Annotated in this window: 19 protein-coding genes and 1 pseudogene; 13 read left to right on the top strand and 7 right to left on the bottom strand. The window is 62.0% G+C overall.

All coding sequences use genetic code 11. The annotated features are described in order from the left end of the window. Positions 1–76 precede the first annotated feature (76 nt). The 3 genes and pseudogenes from mprF to AC1RGE_RS13640 all read left to right on the top strand — a co-directional run. Positions 77–2,725, top strand: coding sequence for a bifunctional lysylphosphatidylglycerol flippase/synthetase MprF (gene mprF / locus AC1RGE_RS13650; protein ID WP_258611533.1), 2,649 nt, complete (start codon positions 77–79; stop codon positions 2,723–2,725). After that, positions 2,725–4,023: a virulence factor family protein gene (locus AC1RGE_RS13645; RefSeq protein WP_492584465.1), complete on the top strand. Its 1,299-nt coding sequence runs from the start codon at positions 2,725–2,727 to the stop codon at positions 4,021–4,023. The genes mprF and AC1RGE_RS13645 overlap by 1 nt, the downstream gene beginning before the upstream one ends. 98 nt (positions 4,024–4,121) lie before the next feature. Beyond that, positions 4,122–4,277 (top strand): annotated as a pseudogene (locus AC1RGE_RS13640) (DUF3077 domain-containing protein); the annotation flags it as partial. A gap of 167 nt (positions 4,278–4,444) precedes the next feature. Here AC1RGE_RS13640 and AC1RGE_RS13635 read toward each other — a convergent pair. Further along, positions 4,445–6,286 (bottom strand): potassium transporter Kup, encoded by a 1,842-nt coding sequence (locus AC1RGE_RS13635; RefSeq protein WP_370059471.1) that lies wholly within the window; start codon positions 6,284–6,286, stop codon positions 4,445–4,447. A gap of 381 nt (positions 6,287–6,667) precedes the next feature. On the opposite strand from AC1RGE_RS13635, the gene rimO reads away from it, so the two are divergent. The 6 genes from rimO to tsaA all read left to right on the top strand — a co-directional run bounded on the left by rimO (position 6,668) and on the right by tsaA (position 11,628). Further along, positions 6,668–8,005 (top strand): 30S ribosomal protein S12 methylthiotransferase RimO, encoded by a 1,338-nt coding sequence (gene rimO, locus AC1RGE_RS13630; protein WP_011059594.1) that lies wholly within the window; start codon positions 6,668–6,670, stop codon positions 8,003–8,005. Positions 8,006–8,122: 117 nt separating this feature from the next. Further along, positions 8,123–8,596 (top strand): GNAT family N-acetyltransferase, encoded by a 474-nt coding sequence (locus tag AC1RGE_RS13625; RefSeq protein ID WP_015634381.1) that lies wholly within the window; start codon positions 8,123–8,125, stop codon positions 8,594–8,596. Between the two features lie 82 nt (positions 8,597–8,678). After that, the gene (locus AC1RGE_RS13620; RefSeq protein ID WP_015634380.1) at positions 8,679–9,389 is read left to right on the top strand and encodes an rRNA pseudouridine synthase; all 711 of its coding nucleotides are present in this window, start codon (positions 8,679–8,681) and stop codon (positions 9,387–9,389) included. Positions 9,390–9,455: 66 nt separating this feature from the next. After that, positions 9,456–9,917, top strand: a complete 462-nt coding sequence (locus AC1RGE_RS13615) for a YehS family protein (protein ID WP_011059591.1) — start codon at positions 9,456–9,458, stop codon at positions 9,915–9,917. Between the two features lie 127 nt (positions 9,918–10,044). Beyond that, positions 10,045–10,815, top strand: coding sequence for an SDR family oxidoreductase (locus AC1RGE_RS13610; protein WP_492584463.1), 771 nt, complete (start codon positions 10,045–10,047; stop codon positions 10,813–10,815). A 117-nt stretch (positions 10,816–10,932) separates the two neighbouring features. Beyond that, the gene (gene tsaA, locus AC1RGE_RS13605) at positions 10,933–11,628 is read left to right on the top strand and encodes a tRNA (N6-threonylcarbamoyladenosine(37)-N6)-methyltransferase TrmO (RefSeq protein WP_492584461.1); all 696 of its coding nucleotides are present in this window, start codon (positions 10,933–10,935) and stop codon (positions 11,626–11,628) included. Positions 11,629–11,750: 122 nt separating this feature from the next. Here tsaA and fpr read toward each other — a convergent pair whose 3' ends face one another. Then, the gene (gene fpr, locus AC1RGE_RS13600) at positions 11,751–12,530 is read right to left on the bottom strand and encodes a ferredoxin-NADP reductase (protein WP_003198368.1); all 780 of its coding nucleotides are present in this window, start codon (positions 12,528–12,530) and stop codon (positions 11,751–11,753) included. A 119-nt stretch (positions 12,531–12,649) separates the two neighbouring features. Here fpr and AC1RGE_RS13595 point away from each other — a divergent pair, with 119 nt between their 5' ends. Next, entirely contained in the window at positions 12,650–13,576 is a 927-nt protein-coding gene (locus AC1RGE_RS13595) for a LysR family transcriptional regulator (RefSeq protein WP_011059588.1), read from the top strand. 1 nt (position 13,577) lies between these two features. Here AC1RGE_RS13595 and AC1RGE_RS13590 read toward each other — a convergent pair whose 3' ends face one another. Together AC1RGE_RS13590 and erdR are read right to left on the bottom strand one after the other, a co-directional pair. Beyond that, positions 13,578–13,940, bottom strand: coding sequence for a diacylglycerol kinase (locus AC1RGE_RS13590; RefSeq protein ID WP_011059587.1), 363 nt, complete (start codon positions 13,938–13,940; stop codon positions 13,578–13,580). Between the two features lie 75 nt (positions 13,941–14,015). Continuing rightward, positions 14,016–14,666, bottom strand: coding sequence for a response regulator transcription factor ErdR (erdR, locus tag AC1RGE_RS13585; protein WP_011059586.1), 651 nt, complete (start codon positions 14,664–14,666; stop codon positions 14,016–14,018). A 238-nt stretch (positions 14,667–14,904) separates the two neighbouring features. Between erdR and AC1RGE_RS13580 the strand changes: the two genes are divergently transcribed. Next, complete coding sequence (locus AC1RGE_RS13580; RefSeq protein WP_401260761.1) at positions 14,905–15,810, top strand: DMT family transporter; 906 nt, start codon at positions 14,905–14,907, stop codon at positions 15,808–15,810. Here the strand turns inward: AC1RGE_RS13580 and AC1RGE_RS13575 are convergent. Further along, the gene (locus tag AC1RGE_RS13575) at positions 15,794–16,504 is read right to left on the bottom strand and encodes a tRNA-uridine aminocarboxypropyltransferase (protein WP_011059584.1); all 711 of its coding nucleotides are present in this window, start codon (positions 16,502–16,504) and stop codon (positions 15,794–15,796) included. The genes AC1RGE_RS13580 and AC1RGE_RS13575 overlap by 17 nt on opposite strands. A 191-nt stretch (positions 16,505–16,695) precedes the next feature. Between AC1RGE_RS13575 and AC1RGE_RS13570 the strand changes: the two genes are divergently transcribed. Then, on the top strand, positions 16,696–17,121 hold the full coding sequence (locus AC1RGE_RS13570) for a quorum-sensing-regulated virulence factor family protein (protein WP_011059583.1): 426 nt from the start codon (positions 16,696–16,698) through the stop codon (positions 17,119–17,121). On the opposite strand, the gene AC1RGE_RS13565 is transcribed toward AC1RGE_RS13570, so the two are convergent. Further along, positions 17,122–17,316 (bottom strand): hypothetical protein, encoded by a 195-nt coding sequence (locus AC1RGE_RS13565; protein ID WP_041116270.1) that lies wholly within the window; start codon positions 17,314–17,316, stop codon positions 17,122–17,124. Positions 17,317–17,758: 442 nt separating this feature from the next. Here AC1RGE_RS13565 and AC1RGE_RS13560 point away from each other — a divergent pair, with 442 nt between their 5' ends. Further along, a complete protein-coding gene (locus AC1RGE_RS13560; protein ID WP_011059581.1) occupies positions 17,759–18,877 on the top strand; it encodes an LOG family protein in 1,119 nt (372 codons plus the stop codon). 40 nt (positions 18,878–18,917) lie between these two features. On the opposite strand, the gene recX is transcribed toward AC1RGE_RS13560, so the two are convergent. After that, on the bottom strand, positions 18,918–19,385 hold the full coding sequence (recX, locus tag AC1RGE_RS13555) for a recombination regulator RecX (protein ID WP_492584459.1): 468 nt from the start codon (positions 19,383–19,385) through the stop codon (positions 18,918–18,920). Between the last annotated feature and the right edge of the window lie 6 nt (positions 19,386–19,391).

Raw genomic sequence — 19,391 nt, 5'->3', positions numbered from 1 at the left:
AAACTATTTTTCCTACAGGGATTGGTAACTTGGCTGGATACCCCCATCCTGTCGCGCACAATCCACGAGGTGATTGATGCGCGCCAACACGTCTGATTCACAAGACAGCGATACCACTACCGCCACTCAACCTGTGACAGCCACTCGCTTGCGCTGGCTGGACCTGTTGAGCAAGTACCGCCAACCCCTGGGCCTGGCCATAACCCTGCTGCTGTTCGCCATTGCCCTGATCGCTTGCCGTCACCTGCTCAGCGAGCTGGATTTCTACGCCCTGCACGACTCGATCCTCGAAGTGCCCAAGCCGGCCCTGCTCGGCGCCCTGGGCGCGACCATCGTCGGCTTCATTATTCTGCTGGGGTACGAGTGGTCCGCCAGCCGTTACGCCGGGGTCAACCTGCCCGGCCGCACCCTGGCCCTGGGCGGCTTCACCGCTTTCGCCATTGGCAACGCCATTGGTCTGTCGCTGCTGTCCGGTGGATCGGTACGTTATCGCCTGTACGCACGTCACGGGCTGGGGGCCTCCGACGTCGCGCACATGACCCTGTTTGCCAGCCTCTCTCTGGGTTGTGCCTTGCCACCGCTGGCGGCCCTGGCCACCCTGAGCAACTTGCCGGCAGCCTCGGCGGCCCTGCGCCTGCCTGAAAGCCTGCTGGCCGGCATTGCCCTGGCTATTCTTCTGCTGGGCGCGGTACTGGCGGTCGGTATCTATCGCCGACGCCTGCCGGAACAGCCCCTGCGCGACAACCTGTTGGTCCGGGTCGGACGTCGCACCCTGCGCCTGCCTGGACGCCGCCTGACCTTCCTGCAACTGATCATCACCGCCCTGGACGTCGCCGCAGCCGCCACCGTGCTCTACCTGCTGCTGCCCGAGGCACCGCCGTTCGGCGCCTTCCTGCTGGTGTACCTGCTGGCCCTGGCCGCAGGTGTGCTCAGCCATGTGCCCGGCGGCGTCGGGGTGTTCGAAGCCATCCTGCTGGCGGCCTTCGCCGACAAGCTCGGTGCCGCGCCCCTGGCGGCCGCATTGCTGCTTTATCGCCTGATCTACGTGGTGCTGCCGATGCTGGTGGCCTGCGTCCTGCTGCTGATCAACGAAGCCCAACGCCTGTTCCAGACCCGGCAATCCCTGCGGGTAGCTTCCGGCCTGGCGGCGCCAATCCTGGCGGTGCTGGTGTTCCTCTCCGGCGTGGTGCTGCTGTTCTCCGGCGCCACCCCGGAAATCGATACCCGCTTGCAGCACATCGGCTTCCTGATTCCCCACCGTCTGGTGGACGCTTCGCACTTCGGCGCCAGCCTGATCGGCGTGCTCTGCCTGCTGCTGGCCCAAGGCCTGCGCCGGCGCCTGTCCGCCGCCTGGATGCTCACCACCATTCTGTTGCTGGTGGGCGCCCTGCTCTCGCTGCTTAAAGGCTTTGACTGGGAAGAAGCCTGCCTGATGACCCTCACCGCCAGCCTGCTGGCCGTGTTCCGGCGCTCGTTCTATCGCCCCAGCCGCCTCACCGAACTGCCCTTCTCGCCGCTGTACCTGGTGGCCAGCGTCTGCGTGCTCGGGGCCTCCATCTGGCTGCTGCTGTTCGCCTATCAGGACGTGCCCTACAGCCACCAACTGTGGTGGCAGTTCACCCTCGACGCCGACGCCCCCCGGGGCCTGCGCTCGCTGTTGGGAGCTGCGGTGCTGTTGCTGGTGGTGTCCCTGACCTGGCTGCTGCGTACCGCACGCCCAGTCATCCACCTGCCCACCAGCGAGGAGCTGGACAAAGCTGCGAAGATCCTCATGGCCTCGTCCCAACCCGATGGCGGACTGGCCCTGACCGGCGACAAGGCGCTGCTGTTCCACCCCAACGACGACGCCTTCCTCATGTACGCCCGCCGCGGCCGCAGCCTGGTGGCGCTGTACGACCCCATCGGCCCGACCCAGCAACGCGCGGAAATGATCTGGCAGTTCCGCGACCTGTGCGACGTGCACCACGCGCGCCCGGTGTTCTACCAGGTACGGGCGGAAAACCTGCCCTACTACATGGACATCGGCCTGACCGCGATCAAGCTCGGCGAAGAAGCCCGGGTCGACCTCAAGCGCTTTGATCTGGAAGCCAAGGGCAAGGAGATGAAGGACCTGCGCTACACCTGGAACCGCGGCACCCGCGACGGCCTGTCGCTGGAGATCCACGAGCCGGGGCAAGCGCCGATGGACGAGCTGAAAGTGATCTCAGATGCCTGGCTGACCGGCAAGAATGTCCGCGAGAAAGGCTTCTCCCTGGGGCGCTTCAGCGACGACTACCTCAAGCACTTCCGCATCGCCATCATCCGTTTTGAAGGACGCCCGGTGGCCTTCGCCAACCTGCTCGAGACCTACAGCCATGACCTGGCCAGTCTCGACTTGATGCGCGCGCACCCGGACGCGCCGAAGCTGACCATGGAGTTCATGATGGTCGGCCTGATCCAGCATTATAAAAATCATGGATACGCCCGCTTCAGCCTGGGCATGGTGCCGCTGTCCGGCCTGCAACCCCGGCGTGGCGCGCCGCTGACCCAACGCCTCGGCTCGATGGTCTTCCGCCGTGGCGAGCAACTGTATAACTTCCAAGGCTTGCGCCGCTTCAAAGACAAGTTCCAGCCCGACTGGGAACCCCGTTACATGGCCGTGCCGGCCGGGCTCGACCCGCTGGTGGCACTGGCCGACACCGCCGCCCTGATCGCAGGCGGCCTGACTGGATTGGTGAAACGCTGATGATTCAACGCTCTTGGCGGTATCTGCTGGCCACACTGGTGGTACTGGCTTTGCTTGCGGGTGGTGGCTACTGGTGGTGGAACCGCCCCGCCCCTGAACCGACCCTAGAACTACTGGCCCAGGCCGACGGCTCGACCCTGACCCGAGTGACCCCAGGCGCCAAGGCCAAGGCCCGGGTGGTGGTGGCGGTGCTGCCTGATTCGACCCTGACCGACAAACAACTGCTGGCCCTGAGCCGCAGCGGCGCGGCACAGATCGTCCAGGTGGTCCTGCCCAAGGACGACTGCAAGCTGCAGGAACAAGCCCTGCAAAGCGCCCTGCCGCAACTCGCCGGCCCGGCCACCCTGGTCAGCGGTATCGGCCCGGGCGCAGCCCTGGCCTGGCGCTGGATCGCCAGCCAGAACGACGACAAGGCCCAGGCCGTGTCGGTAGGCTTTACCATCGACCCGGCGCCCGGCTGCACCGATCCCTTGCCCAAGACCCTGGCCCACGGCCATTGGCTGGTGGCCTGGAACGACAACCCGGATGACGAAAGCGCCGGCTTCGTGCGTGATACCCCCAACGCCACCACCAGCATCAGCGACTACGACATCCACCTGCCCCAGGTGCTGAACAACGAGTTGCGCAAGCTGCTGGTGGGTTCGGAAAACGGCGGCCTGAGCATCCCCGTGGTGGAAGTTCCGGCCGGCCAGGCCAAGGACACCGTGACCCTGTTCCTCTCCGGCGACGGCGGCTGGCGCGACCTGGACCGCGACGTGGCCGGCGAAATGGCCAAGATCGGCTACCCGGTGGTGGGCATCGACACCCTGCGCTACTACTGGCAGCACAAGACCCCGGAACAGAGCGCCATCGACCTCACCGAGCTGATGCAGCACTACCGGCAGAAATGGGGCACCAAGCGCTTCGTGCTGACCGGCTACTCCTTCGGCGCCGACGTGCTGCCTGCCATCTACAACCGCCTGCCGGAAGCCGAGCAGCAGCGTGTCGACGCCATTATCCTGCTGGCCTTCGCCCGCACCGGCAGCTTCGAGATTGAAGTCGAAGGCTGGCTGGGCAACGCCGGCAAGGAAGCCGCTACCGGCCCGGAAATGGCCAAGCTGCCGGCCGCCAAGGTGGTGTGCATCTACGGCGTGGAAGAGGTCGATGAAAGCGGTTGCACCGACAAGACCGCCGTTGGTGAAGCCATGAAGCTGCCAGGGGGCCATCACTTCGATGAGAACTACCCGGCACTGGCCAAGCGCCTGGTGGATGCCATCGAGAAGCGCCAGGCCAAGGATCAGGCCACCGCTCAAGAGTGAGCCGAGCCTCGCCCGACAAAGCCCCCGCAGCCTCAGGTTGCGGGGGCTTTTTTACATCGACGGTATAAATGCCCTCACTGATTGGGGACGGATTAGGTTTGTGGGAAGCCTCCGACCTGCCGCCCCTGGCCAAGGCGTTTGCCAAGGACGCCGCCTACAGCAAGGACAGCGATCGTAACGCCTGGGCAGCGTACTACCTGACCGCCATGGGCAAGGCGGTGGTGGACGATGTGGTGCAGGCGCTAGCCGCGTAACGACCAAGGGCGATCTCGGGGCCGGTGGGCTCCGGGAGAAACCGTCCTGTCATTAGCATCGATGTCGATGGCCGGTCCGTTATCGCGAGCAAGCTCGCTCCTACAGGGCCGTGAAACGAAAAAGCCCCCGTTGCCTTTCGGCAGCGGGGGCTTTTGTTGGCTCGGGGTTACATCTCGACCTGGGTGCCCAGCTCGATCACCCGGTTCACCGGCAGCTTGAAGAAGCGCAGGTTGCCGTTGGCGTTCTTCAACATGAAGGCGAACAGCGCTTCGCGCCAGCGGGCCATGCCCACCAGCTTGGAGGCGATCACCGTCTCGCGGCTGAGGAAGTAGGTGGTGCGCATCGGGCTGAAGTCCAGTTCATCCAGGTGGCACAGTTTCAGGGCTTCCGGTACATCCGGCTCGTCAGTGAAGCCGAAGTGCAGGATCACCCGGAAGAAACCTTCACCATAGGAGTCCACCTCGAAGCGCCGATTTGCAGGCACTCGCGGAATGTCCTCGTAGACCACCGTCAACAGCACCACTTGTTCGTGCAGCACCTGGTTATGCAACAGGTTGTGCAGCAAGGCGTGGGGCACGGCGTCTGGACGGGCGGTGAGGAACACGGCAGTGCCCTGCACCCGATGCGGCGGCTGTACGCGGATGCTGCCGATAAAGATTGGCAGCGGCAGCCCACCTTCGTCCAGGCGGTCCACCAGCAATTCCTTGCCGCGCTTCCAGGTGGTCATGAGGATGAACAGCACGATCCCCGCCAGCACCGGGAAGGCACCGCCCTGGACGATCTTCGGCACGTTGGCGGCGAAGAACAGCCCGTCCACCAGGAGGAAGCCCACCAGGAGCGGCACCACCAGCATCGGCGGCCACTTCCACAGCAGCAGGATCACCGCCGACACCAGGATGCTGGTGATCAGCATGGTCCCGGTCACTGCCACGCCGTAGGCCGAAGCCAGGGCACCGGAGGACTCGAAACCGAGCACCAGCAGGATCACACCCACCATCAGCGCCCAGTTCACCGCGCCGATGTAGATCTGCCCCTGCTCGGCGCTGGAAGTGTGCTGAATGTGCATCCGCGGGATGTAACCCAGCTGGATTGCTTGGCGAGTCAGGGAGAAGGCGCCGGAAATCACTGCCTGGGACGCGATCACCGTGGCCAGGGTGGCCAGCACCACCAGCGGAATCAGGGCCCAGCTTGGCGCCAGCAGGTAGAAGGGGTTGCGGGCGGCTTCAGGGTTCTCCAGCAGCAGCGCGCCCTGGCCGAAGTAGTTCAGCACCAGCGCCGGCAGCACCAGGGCAAACCAGGCCCGGGCAATGGGCTTGCGCCCGAAGTGCCCCATGTCGGCGTACAAGGCTTCGGCACCGGTCAATGCCAGAACCACCGCCCCGAGGATGGCGACCCCCATGCCCGGATGGACAATGAAGAAGCGCACGCCCCACATCGGGTTCAACGCCTGCAACACCTCGGGGTGCTGGAGAATGCCATTGACCCCCAGCCCGCCCAGAACCACGAACCAGGCCACCATCACCGGGCCAAACAGCTTACCGATGCGATCAGTGCCGTGTTTCTGGATCAGGAACAAAGCCACCAGTACCACCAGCGCCATCGGCACTACCCAGTGTTCCAGGCCGCTGAATGCCAGCTCCAGGCCCTCTACTGCCGACAGCACGGAAATCGCCGGGGTGATCATGCTGTCGCCATAGAACAGCGCCGCCCCGATCAGGCCCAGAATCACCAGCATCGAACGCAAGCGCGGATAGGAACCGGAAGCGCGCCTGGCCAGCGCGGTCAGGGCCATGATGCCGCCCTCGCCCTGGTTGTCGGCCCGCAGGACGAACAGCACGTACTTGATCGAGACGACCCAGACCAACGACCAGAAAATCAGGGCCAGGATGCCAAACACCCCGTCGTGATTGACCTGAACTCCATAATGGCCGGCAAACACCTCCTTGAGGGTGTAGAGCGGACTGGTGCCGATATCGCCATACACCACCCCGACCGCCGCCACCAGCATCCCCAGAGGCTTGCCCCCGGAGTGCTCGCCACTCGCCGCCTGACTACTTGCCTGACCCATCAATGACTCCTACTACTCAAGACCGGGGCTTCTTATATAGAAAGCGCAAGGTTATACAAGCGCTATTCTCTTAAGTTGCGCAGTTTGCCATGTAATTTGCAGATTCTTATTACCACTAAGGCACCAACTAACACCGTATGAAAGCAACCGGGCATAACGGGACGAAGCATAGCCCAGCGCTCGTCGTATTTCCCCCGCATAAAGCTGGTCAAGCGCTTCGACCATCGCTAGAATTGCGCACTTTTTGATCAGAGGCGCAGCCAGCGCCCAACCGTCGCACTTGCCCCCCAAGTGGCTCGACACCCAATACCGAGGTTAGACATGTCCACCCCCTCCGCGCCGGCCAACCCGAAAGTCGGCTTCGTATCCCTGGGTTGCCCAAAAGCTCTGGTCGACTCCGAGCGCATCCTCACTCAACTGCGCATGGAAGGCTATGACGTGGTCTCCACCTACCAGGACGCCGACGTCGTGGTGGTCAACACCTGCGGTTTCATCGACTCGGCCAAGGCCGAATCCCTGGAAGTGATCGGCGAAGCCATCAAGGAAAACGGCAAGGTCATCGTCACCGGCTGCATGGGCGTGGAAGAAGGCAATATCCGTGACGTGCACCCTAGCGTGCTGGCGGTCACCGGCCCGCAACAGTACGAGCAGGTGGTCAACGCCGTGCACGAAGTGGTGCCACCGAAACAGGACCACAACCCGCTGATCGACCTGGTGCCGCCGCAAGGCATCAAGCTGACCCCGCGGCACTACGCCTACCTGAAGATTTCCGAAGGCTGCAACCACAGCTGCAGCTTCTGCATCATCCCGTCGATGCGCGGCAAGCTGGTCAGCCGCCCGGTGGGCGATGTGCTCGACGAGGCGCAGCGCCTGGTCAAGTCCGGGGTCAAGGAACTGCTGGTGATCTCCCAGGACACCAGCGCCTATGGCGTCGACGTCAAGTACCGCACCGGCTTCTGGAACGGCGCGCCGGTGAAGACCCGCATGACCGAGCTCTGCGAAGCCCTGAGCACCCTGGGCGTATGGGTTCGCCTGCACTACGTCTACCCCTACCCGCACGTGGACGAGCTGATTCCGCTGATGGCCGCCGGCAAGATCCTGCCGTACCTGGACATCCCGTTCCAGCACGCCAGCCCGAAAGTGCTCAAGGCCATGAAGCGCCCGGCCTTCGAAGACAAGACCCTGGCGCGAATCAAGAACTGGCGCGAGATCTGCCCTGAACTGATCATCCGTTCGACCTTTATCGTCGGCTTCCCGGGCGAAACCGAAGAAGATTTCCAGTACCTGCTGAACTGGCTGACCGAAGCCCAACTGGACCGCGTCGGCTGCTTCCAGTACTCGCCGGTGGAAGGCGCTCCGGCCAACGACCTGGACCTGGAAGTGGTCCCGGACGAGGTCAAGCAGGACCGTTGGGAGCGCTTCATGGCGCACCAGCAGGAAATCAGCTCGGCACGCCTGCAACAGCGCATCGGCAAGGAAATCGAAGTGCTGATCGATGAAGTCGACGAGAATGGCGCCGTGGGCCGCTGCTTCTTCGATGCCCCGGAAATCGACGGCAATGTGTTCATCGACGGCGCGGGCGACCTGAAGCCGGGCGACAAGGTCTGGTGCCGGGTGACCGACGCCGACGAATACGACCTCTGGGCCGAAACCCTGTAAGGCGTAAAAAAACTGCCCAGCCCCGCTCTCGCCACGAGATGCGGGGCTTTTTTCGGTCTATCGTTTGCTCTGCCAGGCCTGCAATCACTGCGGCCTATCACTTCAGGGGCAGGCGGCATGCGCCAACACTCGGTCGTGCATACACCCAAACTCAGCGATTACCCGGAACTGACCCAGGTCTGGGAAGCCTCGGTACGTGCCACCCACGACTTTCTCCCGGACAGCTATATAGAGTTGCTGCGCAAACTGGTGCTGACCCGCTACCTGGACGCGGTGATGCTGATCTGCACCCGCGATGCACGCCAACGCATCACCGGCTTTGCCGGGGTCGCGGCGGGCAAGGTGGAAATGCTCTTCATCGACCCGGCCCACCGGGGCCGAGGCCTGGGCCGCCAGCTGCTGCAGTACGCGGTGGAACACCTCAATGCCCAGCAGTTGGACGTCAACGAGCAGAACCCCCAAGCCCTGGGCTTCTACTTCAGGCAAGGCTTCGAAGTGGTCGGGCGCTCGGAGCAGGACGGCATGGGCCAGCCCTACCCGCTGCTGCACATGCGCCTGAAACAGGCACAACTGCAGGCCCGGCGCGGCTAAAAGCCACAGCCGGCAAATGGACCCGCGATTAACCGGCGCCAGGCAGGTACAATAGCTGCCCTCTTTTGTTACGGCCCCTGTCATGACTGACCCGATTCGTCTCTCCAAACGCCTCATCGAACTGGTCGGCTGCTCCCGCCGGGAGGCTGAGCTGTTCATCGAGGGCGGCTGGGTCACCGTAGACGGCGAAGTCATCGACGAACCGCAGTTCAAGGTCGGCGCGCAAACCGTCGCTCTGGACCCCGAGGCCAAGGCCACCGCGCCGGAGCCTGTGACCATCCTGCTCAACGTGCCTGCCGGCCAGGACCTGGACAGCGCCATGCAGTCCATTGGCGCCGACAGCCTGTCCGAAGAACACCGCTACGGCAAACGTCCATTGCGCGGGCATTTCCTGCGCCTGACCGCCAGCGATGACCTGCAGCCCAACGCCAGCGGCTTGCTGGTGTTCACTCAGGACTGGAAAGTGCTGCGCAAGCTGACTGCCGACGCGGCCAAGATCGAGCAGGAATACGTGGTCGAGGTCGAAGGCGAGATGATCGACCACGGGCTCAACCGCCTGAACCACGGCCTGACCTACAAAGGCCGCGAGCTGCCACCGGTAAAAGCCAGCTGGCAGAACGAGAACCGCCTGCGCTTCGCCATGAAGAACCCGCAGCCGGGCGTGATTGCGCTGTTTTGCCAGGCCGTCGGCCTCAAGGTCGTCGCCATCCGCCGCATACGAGTCGGCGGCGTGTCCATCGGCAAGGTGCCGCTGGGCCAGTGGCGCTACCTGTCGGCCAAAGAGAAGTTCTAAAGCCGCCCCCATTCAGACGCCGTGCCCTTGCGCGGCGCTCCACGCGCATTGATCAGGACTGTAACCATGATTCATAACGATGTACTGCGCAGCGTGCGCTACATGCTCGACATCAGCGACAAGAAGGTCGTCGAGATCATCAAGCTCACCGGTTTCAAGGTCAGCCTGGACGATGTCGTCAGCTACCTGAAGAAGGATGAGGAAGAAGGTTTTGTGCATTGCCCGGACGAAGTCATGGCGCACTTCCTCGATGGCCTGGTGATCTTCAAGCGCGGCAAGGACGAAAGCCGTCCCCCGCTGCCGATCGAACTGCCGGTCACCAACAACATCATCCTGAAGAAGCTGCGAGTGGCCTTCGAACTCAAGGAAGACGACATGCACGCCGTGCTCAAGGCGGCCGACTTCCCGGTGTCCAAGCCGGAGCTGAGCGCGCTGTTCCGCAAGTTCGGCCACACCAACTACCGCCCGTGCGGCGATCAGCTGCTGCGCAACTTTCTCAAGGGCCTGACCCTGCGCGTACGCGGCTGAACCCCTCGCGCGGCCGCAGTACATTCTCAGCGGCCCTGATGAGCCGCTATTGCCCCAGGCAATAGTGGCTCCCCGGCAAGCGCCTGAAGACTAGGGTAGGCACACACCTATCTGCTCAGGACTTCCCATGCATCCCTATTTCTCCCTGCAAGGCCGCACCGCCCTGGTGACCGGCGGCACCCGTGGTATCGGCAAGATGATTGCCAAGGCCTTTGTCGAAGCCGGCGCCCGGGTGTATATCTGCGCCCGTGATCCCGACGCCTGCCAGCAGGTCGCCAAGGAACTGGCCGCATTCGGAGAGTGCCGGGGGCTGGCCGCCAACCTGGCCAGTGAGGAAGGCGTGCAGCAGCTTGCCGCCACTTTGGGCCAGCAACTCGACTCCCTGGACATCCTGGTGAACAACGCCGGCACGACCTGGGGCGCGCCACTGGAAAGCTACCCGGCCAAGGGTTGGGAAAAGGTCATGCAATTGAACGTGACCTCGGTGTTCAGCTGTATCCAGCAGTTGCTGCCGCTGCTGCGCCGTGCCGGCTCGGCGGCCCATCCGGCGCGCATCATCAATATCGGCTCGGTGGCCGGAATCAGCTCCTTCGGCGAACAGGCCTACGCCTATGGCCCGAGCAAGGCGGCGCTGCACCAGATGTCGCGGATCCTCGCCCGGGAGCTGGTGAGCCAGCACATCAACGTCAATGTCATCGCGCCGGGACGTTTTCCCAGCAAGATGACCCAGCACATCGGTAACGATGAACAGGCCCTGGCCGAAGACGTGGCGCTGATCCCGATGAAACGCTGGGGCCGGGAAGAGGAAATGGCCGCCCTGGCCATCAGCCTGGCAAGCACTGCGGGGGCCTACATGACCGGCAACATCATTCCTTTGGATGGCGGCTTCAGTCTCTGATCGATGTTGTGCGATTCGCCGGCAAGCCGGCTCCTACAGGTGGCACGAGTGTTGTAGGAGCTGGCTTGCCAGCGAACGGGTTATCATGCCCTCCCCTTACAGCCTCGACCCCAGAACATGACCTACAGCGTTTCCCCCATCGGCTTCGTGCGCTCCTGCTTCAAGGAGAAGTTCGCCATCCCGCGCCAGCCGCAACTGGCGCCGGCCGCGCGGGGGGTGCTGGAGCTGGTGGCCCCCTTCGATCAGGGCGAGGCGGTGCAAGGGCTGGAGCAGGTCAGCCATGTCTGGTTGCTGTTCCTGTTTCACCAGGCCCTGGAAGACAAGCCGCGACTCAAGGTGCGCCCGCCGCGCCTGGGGGGCAACAAGTCCATGGGGGTCTTCGCCACCCGTGCGACCCACCGCCCCAATGGCATCGGCCAATCGGTGGTGAAGCTGGACAAGGTCGAGGCCAACCGCCTGTGGATCTCCGGCATCGACCTGCTGGACGGTACACCGATCCTCGATATCAAGCCCTACGTGCCCTACGCCGACATCATTGCCACCGCGAGCAATGAGATCGCCAGCGCCGCGCCACAGATTATTCCGGTGCAGTGGCAGGACAATGCCCTGCAACAGGCTCAGATCCACGCTCAGCGTCTGCAGGAGCCCCTGGTGGAGCTGATCGAGCAGTGCCTGGCTCAGGATCCGCGTCCGGCCTACCAGGTGCCCACGACCGAGCGTGAGTACGGCGCCCAGTTCTGGGACTTGGATGTGCGCTGGCATTACCCCGAGCCAGGGCTGATCCGAGTGTTGGAAGTGCTCCCGGCGGGCTGAACCCTGGAAACGAAAAAGCCCGCGCTGCCTTTCCAGGCAACGCGGGCTTTTCTGTGTCCGGGAGAATCCGCCCAGTCAGCACCAATGCGCTGCCTGGACGGTCTTCGCGAGCACGCTCGCTCCTACTTTTCGACGAATGCACGCTCGATCAGGTAGTCACCCGGCTCGCGCATGCGCGGCGAAACGGTCAGGCCGAAACTGTTGAGCACTTCGCTGGTTTCATCCAGCATGCTCGGGCTGCCGCACAGCATGGCGCGGTCGTCCTGCGGGTTGATCGGCGGCAGGCCGATGTCGCGGAACAGCTTGCCGCTGCGCATCAGGTCGGTCAGGCGGCCTTCGTTCTCGAACGGCTCGCGGGTCACGGTGGGGTAGTAGATCAGCTTTTCACGCAAGGCTTCGCCGAAGAACTCGTTCTGCGGCAGGTGCTCGGTGATGAACTCGCGGTAGGCGACTTCGTTGACGTAGCGTACGCCGTGGCACAGGATCACTTTTTCGAAACGCTCGTAGGTTTCCGGATCCTGGATCACGCTCATGAACGGCGCCAGGCCGGTGCCGGTGCTGAGCAGGTACAGGTGTTTGCCGGGCTTCAAGTCATCCAGTACCAGGGTACCGGTTGGCTTCTTGCTGATGATGATCTCGTCGCCTTCCTTCAGATGCTGCAACTGGGAAGTCAACGGACCGTCTGGAACCTTGATGCTGAAGAATTCGAGATGCTCTTCCCAGTTCGGGCTGGCAATGGAGTAGGCACGCATAAGCGGACGGCCATTAGGCTGTTGCAGGCCGATCATCACGAACTGACCGTTCTCGAAGCGCAGACCCGGATCGCGGGTGCACTTGAAGCTGAACAGAGTGTCATTCCAGTGATGAACACTGAGGACACGCTCGTGGTTCATGTTGCTCATGTACGGGGGCTCCTAGAAATTGCCTGCGCTGACCATGAGCGCAATTGCACAGCATTCTAATGGCGGCGACAATATCTGTTAACTGGATTATTAAGATAAGGGTTATCGGTTATATCGATATGCGATTTACTCTCCGTCAACTGCAAGTCTTCGTCGCCGTCGCCCAGCAAGAGAGCGTTTCTCGTGCTGCGGGGCTGCTGTCCCTCTCGCAATCGGCCGCCAGCACCTCGATCACCGAACTCGAGCGCCAATCCAGTTGCCAGCTGTTCGATCGCGCGGGCAAGCGCCTGAGCCTCAATGCCCTGGGCAAACAGCTGCTGCCACAGGCAGTGGCCCTGCTGGACCAGGCCAAGGAGATCGAAGACCTGCTCAACGGCAAGTCCGGGTTCGGCTCGCTTTCGGTGGGTGCGACCCTGACCATCGGCAACTACCTGGCCACCCTGTTGATCGGCAGTTTCATGCAGGTGCACCCGGAGAGCCAGGTGAAGCTCCATGTGCAGAACACTGCGCATATCGTGCAACAGGTGGCCCACTACGAAATTGATCTGGGTCTAATCGAGGGCGACTGCAGCCATCCGGATATCGAAGTCCAGACCTGGGTCGAAGATGAACTGGTGGTGTTCTGCGCGCCCCAGCATCCACTGGCCAAGCGCGGCCACGCCACCATGGAAGAACTGACCCATGAAGCCTGGATCCTTCGCGAACAGGGTTCCGGGACGCGCCTGACCTTTGACCAGGCCATGCGTCACCACCGCAGTGCACTGAACATCCGCCTGGAGTTGGAGCACACCGAAGCCATCAAGCGTGCGGTGGAGTCGGGTTTGGGGATCGGCTGCATTTCCCGGCTGGCCCTGCGTGATGCGTTTCGCCGCGGCAGCCTGGTGCCGGTGGAAACCCCGGGCCTGGACCTGGCCCGGCAGTTCTACTTCATCTGGCACAAGCAGAAGTACCAGACCTCGGCCATGCGCGAATTCCTGGAACTGTGTCGCGCCTTTACCGCCGGGGTGCAACGCAGCGACGAAATCGTCCTGCCAAGCATTCCCTGATTCAGATCAGGATCACTGCCCAGACGATGGTGATCATGCTCAGAGCGACAAACTGCGCCGCGCTGCCCATGTCCTTGGCATTTTTCGACAAGGGATGACGATCCAGGGAGATACGGTCGATGGCCGCCTCCACCGCCGAATTGAGCAGCTCGACGATCAGCGCCAGCAGGCACACGGCGATCAACAGCGCACGCTCGACCCGGCTGACATTGAGCAGGAAGCTCAGGGGAATCAGGATCACATTCAGCAGCACCAACTGACGGAATGCCGCCTCGCCAGTGAACGCCGCGCGCAAGCCATCGAACGAATAGCCGGCGGCGTTAAGGATACGTTTAAGACCGGTTTGACCTTTGAAAGGCGACATAAGCTGGGCAACTGAAGAAAAAGAAGTGGGGAAGCTAGTTCAACCAAAGTCAAAAAAGCGTGAACAAACAGCCGGTTAATGACTGGAAATTGACTCAAGTTGTTGCAAGAGCAACGCTGCCTGGGTCCGGGTACGCACCCCGAGCTTGCGGAAGATCGCCGTCACGTGGGCCTTGATCGTGGCTTCCGATACGCTCAGCTCGTAGGCAATCTGCTTGTTCAGCAACCCTTCGCAGACCATGGTCAGAACCCGGAACTGCTGGGGCGTCAGGCTAGCCAGGCCTTCGCTGGCGGCCTTGGCTTCGGCTGAGACACTGACCTCTTCAAACGCCTGGGGCGGCCACCAGACATCACCGTCGAGCACACTGCGCACGGCCTGCTGGATGACTTCCAGGGAACTGGACTTGGGAATGAAACCGCTGGCGCCGAACTCTCGGGAGCGCACCATGACGGAGGCTTCTTCCTGCGCCGAAACCATCACCACCGGAATTTGCGGGTACTGCCCGCGCAACAGCACCAGACCGGAAAAACCGTAGGCACCGGGCATGTTCAGGTCCAGCAGGACCAGATCCCAGTCGGATTTTTCGGTGAGTCGCACTTCCAGTTCGGCAATGCTTGCCACTTCCACCAGACGCACATCGGGGCCCAGGCCCAAGGTGACAGCTTGATGCAGTGCACTGCGAAAAAGCGGGTGATCATCGGCAATCAGGATTTCGTATGTGGCCATTTTTCAAATGATCCTGTTTTTCATGGCAGGACTGATGCATTCAGCCCTCACCAAAGCAACACGGAGGCACGCCAGAATACCGCACCCAAAGAGCACGAACGCCGCGAAAAGCCTGAGCAAAACAGTGGTTCAAACAGCGCCGGCGCCCTAATCGGCGCCAAGCATGCCCAGCCAAGCCAGGGTGGTCAAGCGTGAAGCTTTGCGGCATCTTAGCTGGCTAACTAATAAGAGAGCCATCATGCGCAGCCAAGCCTTGCGTGCCGATGTCCTGATGCTGATTACCGCGGTGATCTGGGGCTCGGCGTTTGTCGCACAAACTTCCGGTATGAATCATATCGGCCCCTTCCTTTATTCCGGCCTGCGCTTCGCCCTGGGCTCACTCTGCCTCTTGCCGCTGGTGCTGCGTAAAACACCCACGGATCGTCAGCCCGAACCCTTGCTCAATCGTGGGCTGCTACTGGGCGGCGTACTCATGGGGCTGGCCCTGGCCCTGGGCATCAATCTGCAACAGGTGGGGCTGATGTTCACCACCGTCACCAATGCAGGTTTCATCACCGGGCTCTATGTCATTGTAGTGCCGCTTCTGGGGCTGCTGATTGGCCACAAGACTGGTTTGGGTACCTGGCTCGGCGCCGTGCTGGCGGTGGTGGGCATGTTCCTGCTGAGCGTCAGCGAAAGCTTCCACGTTGCCTCGGGAGACTGGCTGCAGTTGATTGGCGCCTTCGTCTGGGGTGGGCACGTGATTCTGGTGGGGGTTTTCGCCGGCCGTCATGACCCGATTCGCCTGGCGTTCCTGCAATTTGCGACCTGCGCGGTGGTCAGCCTGATCCTGGCGTTGTGCCTGGAACCGCTTCGCTGGGAAGCGATTGTCGGCGCCGGGCCGGCCATTCTCTATGGCGGGGTGGTGGCCGTCGGTATCGGCTACACCTTGCAGGTGATTGCCCAAAAGGACGCAATCGCCTCTCACGCGGCAATCATTCTGTCCCTGGAAGCGGTATTTGCCGCCATTGCCGGGGCCTGGTTGCTGGATGAGTCGCTGCAGGCCCGCGGCTACTTCGGCTGCGCGCTGATGCTCAGCGGCATGCTGGTAGCCCAGCTATGGCCACAAAAACCTCATTCCAGCACGACTACACAAAGGGCTTGAGCCGGGCATGCACATCGTCATCCGGATCGATGGCCTTCTGGAACTTCGCTGACAGGTAATGGGTGCTGAACACATCGAGGTAGGCATCCAGTACCTGGCTGACCTGCTCATCGCCGGCCAGTTCCAGGCATAACGCCGCCACTTCAGCGGTACAGAAGTGATCATCACGCTTGGAGCGACGCAGCTTGTAGCGCGAGAGCTTCTCCGGGGACAGGCTGAGAACCGGCAAGTGCTCCAGGTAAGGGCTCTTGCGGAACATCTTGCGCGCCTCGCTCCAGGTAGCGTCCAGCAGAATGAACAGCGGCCGCTTGCCCTCCTCCTGCCTGACTTCGCTGACCACTCGTTCGGGCGCGACGAACTCGCCCGGAAATACGATATAGGGCTGCCACTGCGGGTCGGCCAGCAACGCCAGCAGTTGCGGGTCGACCTCAGTACGCGACCAGCTGAACGCCGTTGTGTCGCCGATTACATCGGCAATCAGCCAACCGGTATTGCTCGGCTTGAGCGGTTCGACGTCGTGCATCACCAGGCACATGGCTGACCGGGCAACGACTTTCGGTCGCCAGGCACACAGGCAATGGCTGGGAATCACTCGGCAGCGGGGGCAGCGTTCAGCCCGTGAGCCGCGTGCGAAAAAGGGCTTGGCCACGCGCGCCATCCGCAGATCACGTAGACGGGAAACCGCATGACTCATCGCAGGACATGCCAGCAAGAAACAGAAATCAACACGACAAACACTCAAGAGGGTAAAAAGTCGGACAAGTTTATCAGAGCTATCTGTTCAAACCTGTACCGCCCTGCGGCCTCTCCCCCTATAATTCGTCGCCACTGAACGCACAGTCGAGTGGCTGGTCGAAGCATCAGTCACTGCACCAGGAGAGTTTCATGTTGCGCTTTACCATTCCTACCGTCGCCCTTCTGCTGGCCCTGCCCCTGGGTGCCCAAGCTGCGTCCCTGCAAGAATTCGAACTGGGCAAAATGCTGGAGAAGGTCGCTGCGGAAAGCAACGTCGGCACTCCTCGGGAAATCAACGAGAACATTCTCGACCAGGGCTATACCGTTGAAGGCAAGGAACTGATCAACCACCTCAGCGTGCAGTCTGGCCATGCCGAGCAGATGCGCGCCAATCCCAAGGCGGTCTACCTGCAACTTGGGGCAAGCGTCTGCCGCAACCCCAACTACCGCAAGCTGATGGCCAAAGGCGCCATCATGCGTTACGAGTTCACTGAAAACCGCACCAATCGCCCGGTGGCGTCGGCGCGCTTTCAGGAGTCGGATTGCCCGGCGCAAAGCACGCCCAAGAAAAAGTAATCACGAACGAGCGGCGCGCCGCTGCTGATCATCGGCGCGCAGTTCGGCGACCAGGGCTTGTAGGTATCGCGATGGCCGCTCCTGTGCTGCCAATCGGCGCCGGCACTCTTCCTCCAGGCTTATTTGATGGTCAGCGGCAGCGGCTTGCAGCAGCTGATACAACTGCGGATCAATCTCCAGCGTGACAATGGTCATCCCCTGCCTCCCTGCTCTGGTCCTGCATGGCCCAGAACCCGCTTGCTTCTCTCCGGCCCCTGCTCCTGCGCCAGACGCTGCACCTTAGTAAATCAGAGCCGTCATCCCTTGCCGCCCCTCCTGACCAGCGGTGCCAGCCTGGGGAAAACCGCGAACAAGCGGTTGCCAGCCAAGACTTTATGGGCACATGATCAAGCCATGTCCGAAACGGCTTGCGGACGGTTGAGGAGGCTGTCCTTGTGCGTCTTGCTGTGCAAATGTTCTCAAATAAAGGAAAGCAGAACCTCTGTGGATGACCCCAACACTGCCCAGCGATTGTCAGCTGTGATCGGGTCCGGAAATTCGCTCATTCGCTGGGCGAGCAGGCAGCGACACAGGCAGTGTCGTGGCACATTCGAATATCTCGATCGTGCGCAAGGTTCTGTGCAGAAGGAGAAGCTGAATGCCTTACCAATCGAATGACCTGTTAAGTCGTCATTTTCAGAGCAACGGTGTCGACCTGACGAACCAGGTCGAAGCGCAACTCAACCAGATAGCCCCCAACAGCCCGAATCTTCCTCTTTACCGCGACATGGTGCTCACCGTCCTGCGCATGGCCGAGGATGACCTCAATCGCTGGAATGCCAAGATAACCCTGCAGGCCCTGCGCGAACTGGAGCACGCCTTCCGCGTCCTGGAACAGTTCAAGGGCCGACGCAAAGTGACGGTCTTCGGCTCGGCACGCACCCCCAGTGAACACCCGCTATACGCCATGGCCCGAGAGCTGGGCGCGGCCCTGGCCCGCTCGGATCTGATGGTCATTACCGGGGCCGGCGGGGGCATCATGGCCGCCGCCCACGATGGTGCAGGCCTGGAGCACAGCTTGGGGTTCAACATCACCCTGCCTTTCGAGCAGCATGCCAACCCCACCGTTGGCGGTACGGAGAACCTGCTGTCGTTCCACTTTTTCTTCACCCGCAAGCTGTTCTTCGTCAAGGAAGCCGACGCACTGGTGCTTTGCCCTGGCGGCTTTGGCACCCTTGATGAAGCCCTGGAAGTACTGACCCTGATTCAGACCGGCAAAAGCCCGCTGGTACCCGTGGTACTGCTGGACATGCCGGGTGGACAGTTCTGGCAAGGCGCCCTGGACTTCATCCACAACCAACTGGAAGCCAATCGCTACATTCTGCCCAGTGACATGAAGCTGGTGCGCCTGGTGCACAGCACTGAAGAAGCGGTGCAGGAAATCCAGCAGTTCTATGCCAACTTCCACTCCAGCCGCTGGCTCAAGCAGCAGTTCGTCATCCGCATGAACTACAACCTCAATGAGCAGGCGCTGGAGCAGATGCAGACAGCATTCGCCGACCTGTGCCTGAGTGGTCAGTTTCAACAGCATGCCTACAGCGGGGAGGAACACGATGAAGTGCAGTTCAGCCATCTGGCGCGGCTGTCATTCGCCTTCAATGCTCGCGACAACGGTCGCCTGCGCGAGCTGATCGACTTCATCAACCTGCCGGAAAACTGGGCTAGGCCTCAGCCCCAAACAACGCAACGGGCACGAGAAACCAGCAAAGCCAACTGACCCCAGCCCTAGCCCGCTGCGTTATGCAGCGGGTACGGCTTCAGTCGTCCATGCCTCGGCCACTCAACAAGCGGCTGATCATGTCCATGGAATACCCGCGATAACTGAGGAAACGCCCTTGCTTGGCACGCTCTCGAGCATCTACAGGAAACCGCCCAGCAAACTTGCGCTGCCAGACGTCACGCAATTGCTCCTGCCAATCGATACCGCACTCGCGCAGCGCAAGATCAATATCGCTGCGCTGCAAGCCGCGCTGGCCCAGTTCTTCGCGAATACGCATGGGCCCGTAACCGGACCGTGCACGATAGGACACAAAGCTTTCGAGATAACGGGATTCGGATAGCAGGCCTTCTTCCGTCAAACGGTCAAGGGCTGCTTCGATCATTTCAGGAGGGGCGCCGCGCTGACGCAGTTTACGCGTCAGCTCGACACGACCGTACTCGCGTCTTGCGAGCAGGTCCATTGCGGTTCGCCGCACCGCGACGAGGGTATCGAGTACGGCGGTCATTGGATC

This window comes from Pseudomonas sp. GW823-FHT02C05 (assembly GCF_058797595.1).
This window is presented reverse-complemented; position numbering and strand designations above follow the sequence as displayed.

Bases quoted from the DNA above. Each gene is read 5' to 3' on its own strand.
- AC1RGE_RS13610 (WP_492584463.1), top strand. From the start codon at position 10,045: ATGCATCCCTATTTCTCCCTGCAAGGCCGCACCGCCCTGGTGACCGGC.
- AC1RGE_RS13565 (WP_041116270.1), bottom strand. From the start codon at position 17,316: ATGACCATTGTCACGCTGGAGATTGATCCGCAGTTGTATCAGCTGCTG.
- AC1RGE_RS13590 (WP_011059587.1), bottom strand. From the start codon at position 13,940: ATGTCGCCTTTCAAAGGTCAAACCGGTCTTAAACGTATCCTTAACGCC.
- mprF (WP_258611533.1), top strand. From the start codon at position 77: ATGCGCGCCAACACGTCTGATTCACAAGACAGCGATACCACTACCGCC.
- tsaA (WP_492584461.1), top strand. From the start codon at position 10,933: ATGACCTACAGCGTTTCCCCCATCGGCTTCGTGCGCTCCTGCTTCAAG.
- AC1RGE_RS13575 (WP_011059584.1), bottom strand. From the start codon at position 16,504: ATGAGTCATGCGGTTTCCCGTCTACGTGATCTGCGGATGGCGCGCGTG.
- AC1RGE_RS13635 (WP_370059471.1), bottom strand. From the start codon at position 6,286: ATGCTGGTGGCGGCGGTCGGGGTGGTGTATGGCGATATCGGCACCAGT.
- AC1RGE_RS13615 (WP_011059591.1), top strand. From the start codon at position 9,456: ATGATTCATAACGATGTACTGCGCAGCGTGCGCTACATGCTCGACATC.
- fpr (WP_003198368.1), bottom strand. From the start codon at position 12,530: ATGAGCAACATGAACCACGAGCGTGTCCTCAGTGTTCATCACTGGAAT.
- AC1RGE_RS13645 (WP_492584465.1), top strand. From the start codon at position 2,725: ATGATTCAACGCTCTTGGCGGTATCTGCTGGCCACACTGGTGGTACTG.
- recX (WP_492584459.1), bottom strand. From the start codon at position 19,385: ATGACCGCCGTACTCGATACCCTCGTCGCGGTGCGGCGAACCGCAATG.
- AC1RGE_RS13595 (WP_011059588.1), top strand. From the start codon at position 12,650: ATGCGATTTACTCTCCGTCAACTGCAAGTCTTCGTCGCCGTCGCCCAG.
- AC1RGE_RS13580 (WP_401260761.1), top strand. From the start codon at position 14,905: ATGCGCAGCCAAGCCTTGCGTGCCGATGTCCTGATGCTGATTACCGCG.
- erdR (WP_011059586.1), bottom strand. From the start codon at position 14,666: ATGGCCACATACGAAATCCTGATTGCCGATGATCACCCGCTTTTTCGC.
- AC1RGE_RS13570 (WP_011059583.1), top strand. From the start codon at position 16,696: ATGTTGCGCTTTACCATTCCTACCGTCGCCCTTCTGCTGGCCCTGCCC.
- AC1RGE_RS13560 (WP_011059581.1), top strand. From the start codon at position 17,759: ATGCCTTACCAATCGAATGACCTGTTAAGTCGTCATTTTCAGAGCAAC.
- AC1RGE_RS13625 (WP_015634381.1), top strand. From the start codon at position 8,123: ATGCGCCAACACTCGGTCGTGCATACACCCAAACTCAGCGATTACCCG.
- rimO (WP_011059594.1), top strand. From the start codon at position 6,668: ATGTCCACCCCCTCCGCGCCGGCCAACCCGAAAGTCGGCTTCGTATCC.
- AC1RGE_RS13620 (WP_015634380.1), top strand. From the start codon at position 8,679: ATGACTGACCCGATTCGTCTCTCCAAACGCCTCATCGAACTGGTCGGC.